This window comes from Mesorhizobium sp. M1A.F.Ca.ET.072.01.1.1, assembly GCF_004023325.1.
GTDB lineage: Bacteria > Pseudomonadota > Alphaproteobacteria > Rhizobiales > Rhizobiaceae > Mesorhizobium.
Map to the genome: position 1 here is coordinate 1 of NZ_RZSF01000468.1, position 3,882 is coordinate 3,882.

Annotated in this window: 4 protein-coding genes and 2 pseudogenes; 4 read left to right on the forward strand and 2 right to left on the reverse strand. The window is 64.7% G+C overall.

What is annotated here, in order from left to right:
- From EOA32_RS40385 to EOA32_RS34375, 4 genes and pseudogenes are all read left to right on the forward strand, one after another.
- Positions 1 to 140 (forward strand): annotated as a pseudogene (locus EOA32_RS40385) (protease modulator HflK); the annotation flags it as partial.
- Entirely contained in the window at positions 140 to 1,102 is a 963-nt protein-coding gene (locus tag EOA32_RS34365; RefSeq protein WP_066990909.1) for a protease modulator HflC, read from the forward strand. The pseudogene EOA32_RS40385 and the gene EOA32_RS34365, both read left to right, overlap by 1 nt.
- A gap of 6 nt (positions 1,103 to 1,108) precedes the next feature.
- Entirely contained in the window at positions 1,109 to 1,294 is a 186-nt protein-coding gene (locus EOA32_RS34370; RefSeq protein ID WP_066990912.1) for a DUF2065 domain-containing protein, read from the forward strand.
- Positions 1,295 to 1,439: 145 nt separating this feature from the next.
- Entirely contained in the window at positions 1,440 to 2,951 is a 1,512-nt protein-coding gene (locus tag EOA32_RS34375) for a DegQ family serine endoprotease (protein ID WP_066990915.1), read from the forward strand.
- Positions 2,952 to 2,992: 41 nt separating this feature from the next.
- Here EOA32_RS34375 and EOA32_RS34380 read toward each other — a convergent pair.
- Both EOA32_RS34380 and EOA32_RS34385 read right to left on the reverse strand, forming a co-directional pair.
- A pseudogene (locus tag EOA32_RS34380) lies at positions 2,993 to 3,566 on the reverse strand (GNAT family N-acetyltransferase).
- Positions 3,563 to 3,882: HAD family phosphatase (locus EOA32_RS34385; RefSeq protein ID WP_148670001.1), on the reverse strand; the 320-nt coding region annotated here is incomplete at its 5' end. The pseudogene EOA32_RS34380 and the gene EOA32_RS34385, both read right to left, overlap by 4 nt.

Sequence of the window (3,882 nt, forward strand, 5' to 3'; positions counted from 1 at the left end):
AAACAATGGAGAGGATCCTGAAGGACTCGAACAAGGTCGTCGTCGAGCAGGGCAACGGGCAGGGCGTGCTTCCTTACCTGCCGCTGCCGGCACTGCAGCCCAAGGCGCCGCCAGCGCCTGCGCTGGGAGGTAACCAGTGATGGCCAACCGTCTTCCCATCATCGCGGTCATCGCGGCCGTCCTTCTGTTCCTGCTCTATTCGTCGGTGTTCGTCGTCAAGGCGGGCGAGCAGGCGATCGTGCTGAGGTTCGGCGAGATCATCGACGTCAAGACCGAGCCGGGCATCTATTTCAAGGCGCCATTCGCCTTCTTCGATGCCGACAGCGTTCAGACGATCGAGAAAAAAGTGATGCGCTTCGACCTCGACAATATCCGCGTTCAGGTCTCCGGCGGCAAGTTCTACGAGGTCGACGCCTTCATCGCCTACCGCATTTCGGATCCGCGCACGTTCCGCGCGGCGGTATCGGGGCAGGTGGAACTCGCCGAAGCCCGGCTGAAGACGCGTCTCGATGCGGCGCTGCGCCGCGTCTATGGTCTGCGCGATTTCGAGGCGGCACTTTCCGAAGAACGCGGCGTCATGATGCGCGAGGTGCGTGACCAACTGCGTCCGGACGCGACGTCGCTCGGCCTCGACATCGAAGATGTGCGCATCCGCCGGACGGATCTGACCGCCGAAGTATCGCAGCAGACCTACGATCGCATGAAAGCCGAACGCTTGGCGGAAGCCGAGCGGCTGAGAGCTCGCGGCAACGAGGCGGCGCAGCGTATCAAAGCCAGGGCCGACCGCGAGGTCGTCGAGATCATCGCCGAGGCGCAGAAGGAATCGGAGATCCTGCGCGGCGAGGGCGAGGCGCAGCGCAGCGCCACCTTTGCTGAAGCCTATAAGCGGGACCCGGGCTTCTTCGATTTCTATCGCTCGATGAATGCTTACGGCACGGCCTTGGACAGCACCGGAACCACCATGGTGCTGTCGCCCGACTCCGAGTTCTTCCGCTTCTTCCGCGATCCGGAAAGCAAGCCCGAGCCCGGACAGCCGGCGGCATCGCAGCCCGCGCCCGCGACGCCGGCAGTCCCGGCCACGCAACCCGGCAGCGCCCAGTAGCGGACGGTGCAGGATTTCCTCGCGGCCATCGGCCTGGTCCTCGTCATCGAGGGCCTGGTCTATGGCGGGTTTCCGGCTCTGGCCAGGAAACTGGCGGCGGAGGTGCTGTCGTTGCCGGAGAATGTGCTGCGGATCGCCGGATTGGCTGCAATCGCCATCGGCGTCGCCATCGTCTGGCTGGTTCGCGGCTGATGAAATTCCTTGGTGCCGAGGCGATTGACGATTTATCTTCCGCCGATAGCTATAGCCGCAAACGTGCCTTATTTCTTGCCAACATGAATTGGACGGGCGCCTTTGCGGAAGCGCCTTTCTTTTTCAAAAACGCCGGGAGGCCACGATGATATCCGACACCCTGTTGCGCGCGGCGCGGCGCAGGTTTTTCGCCGGCGCCACCGCATTCGTCGTCGGCATCATTGCCGTCCCGTCCTTCGTCACGCCCACGATCGCCTCCGACGCGCCGCCTTCCGTCGCCGACCTCGCCGAACGCCTGCTCGGCGCGGTGGTCAACATCTCGACCTCGCAAACCGTCAAAGGCACGGAAGGCCCCGGTGCGGTGCCGATGCCGCAGCTTCCGGAAGGCTCGCCCTTCCAGGACTTTTTCGATGACTTCTTCAAGAACCGTGGCGGCGACAAGGGCGGCGGGCAGAAGGTGCAGTCGCTTGGCTCCGGCTTCGTCATCGATGCCGAGCAGGGCATCGTGGTGACCAACAATCACGTCATCGCCGATGCCGACGACATCGAGGTCAATTTCTCCGACGGCGTGACGCTGAAGGCGACGCTTGTCGGCACTGATACAAAGACCGACGTCGCGTTGCTGAAGGTCGATCCGAAGGGCCACAAATTGACGGCGGTGAAGTTCGGCGATTCCACCAAGATGCGCGTCGGCGACTGGGTGATGGCGATCGGCAATCCGTTCGGTCTTGGCGGCACGGTCACGGTCGGCATCGTCTCGGCGCGCAACCGCGACATCAATTCCGGCCCTTATGACGATTTCATCCAGACCGACGCCGCCATCAATCGCGGCAATTCCGGCGGTCCGCTGTTCAACAGCAGTGGCGAGGTCATCGGCATCAACACGGCGATCATCTCGCCCTCGGGCGGCTCGATCGGCATCGGCTTTTCCATTCCCTCGCAGCTCGCCGCGGGCGTCGTCGATCAGCTTCGCCAGTTCGGCGAAACGCGGCGCGGCTGGCTTGGCGTGCGCATCCAGCCAGTGACGGACGACATCGCCGAAAGCCTCGGCATGGCGACGGCCAAGGGCGCGCTGGTGGCCGGCGTCATCAAGGGCGGACCGGTCGACAACGGCACGGTTCAAGCCGGCGACGTCATTATCAAATTCGACGGCAAGGACATCCACGAAATGCGCGACCTGCCGCGCGTCGTCGCCGAAAGCCCGGTCGGCAAGGCGGTCGACGTCGTCATCGTGCGCAAGGGCGTCGAGCAGACAGTGAAGGTGACGCTCGGCCGGCTCGAGGACGGCGAGAAGCTGGCCAGCGGCGAGAACGGCAGTACCGGCGAGGACAAGGGCGACAAGGCGGCTCCTGTGTCGACGGCTTCGGTGCTCGGCATGACCGTTGGCGAGCTCAACGAGCAGAACAGACAGAAATTCGGCATCGCGGCCGATGTGTCGGGCGTGGTCATCACCGACGTCGCCAAGGATTCGGCCGCCGCCGAACGCGGCATCCAGCCCGGCGAGGTGATCACCGAGATCGCGCAGGAATCGGTCGGCACGCCAAAGGATGTCATGGACCGGATCGGCGCGCTGAAGGAGCAGGGCCGCAAGAACGCGCTGCTGATGCTCGCCTCGAAATCCGGCGAGTTGCGCTTCGTGACGATCCGGATGGACTGATTCCGGAGAGCCCGAACGGGTTGATTTGCAAGAATGGGCGGCTAGCGGGCCGCCCTTTTTCGCGCCTGCCAGTCGTCGCGCGACAGCCGGTACAGCGAATGCCGCTTAAGATGAAGGGTGGCTGTCCGGCACGGCGGGATGGTCGAAATCGGCGCCCGGGTCGGCGCGCATGCCGAGCCGCTTCATGACGGCGATCGAGCGATGGTTTTCCGCGACGGCAAAGGAGACGATTTCGTCCAGCTCCAGCGTTTCGAAACCGAAGGCGAGCCAGGCTTCGGATGCCTCGGTGACATAGCCCTTGCGCCAGTATTCCGGTGCCAGCCGCCAGCCGATCTCGATCGTGCCGGCCGGCAGCGAGGGCACATGATCGGTTTCGAGGAGGCCGACGAAGCCGATGCACTCGCCGGTGGCGGCGATCTCGGCCGCGGCGAAGCCGTAGCCATCCTCATCGATCCAGGCCCGGAGCTCGTCCATCTTTGCGTCCGCCGTGGCGCGGTCGCGGCGGAACGGAAAAAATTCCATCACGCGCTCGTCCGAGTTGATGCGATGGAAGAGCGCGCGGTCGCGCTGTTCCCAATTGCGCAGGATGAGGCGCTCGGTGCGGATCGGCTTCATTGCACGAATTCTCCCTGGCGATAGCCCTGGAGGTAAAGCAGCGCGGTCAGATCGCCGTGGTCGATGCGGATCCTTGCCTGTTCCGCCACCGCCGGCTTGGCGTGCAGCGCGACGCCGGTGCCGGCAAGGCGGATCATGTCGAGGTCGTTGGCGCCGTCGCCAACGGCAACCGCATCCTGCGTCGTCACGCCCAGCCTTGCCGCGATGTCGAGCAGCGCCTCGGCCTTGGCGGCGCGGCCGAGGATAGGCGCGGCCACCGTGCCGGTGAATCTGCCGCCGTCCTCGATCAGCCGGTTGGCGCGGTTCTCCTGGAAGC

Coding starts and splice junctions, on each gene's coding strand:
- EOA32_RS34365 (WP_066990909.1), top strand. CDS start 140: ATGGCCAACCGTCTTCCCATCATCGCGGTCATCGCGGCCGTCCTTCTG.
- EOA32_RS34375 (WP_066990915.1), top strand. CDS start 1,440: ATGATATCCGACACCCTGTTGCGCGCGGCGCGGCGCAGGTTTTTCGCC.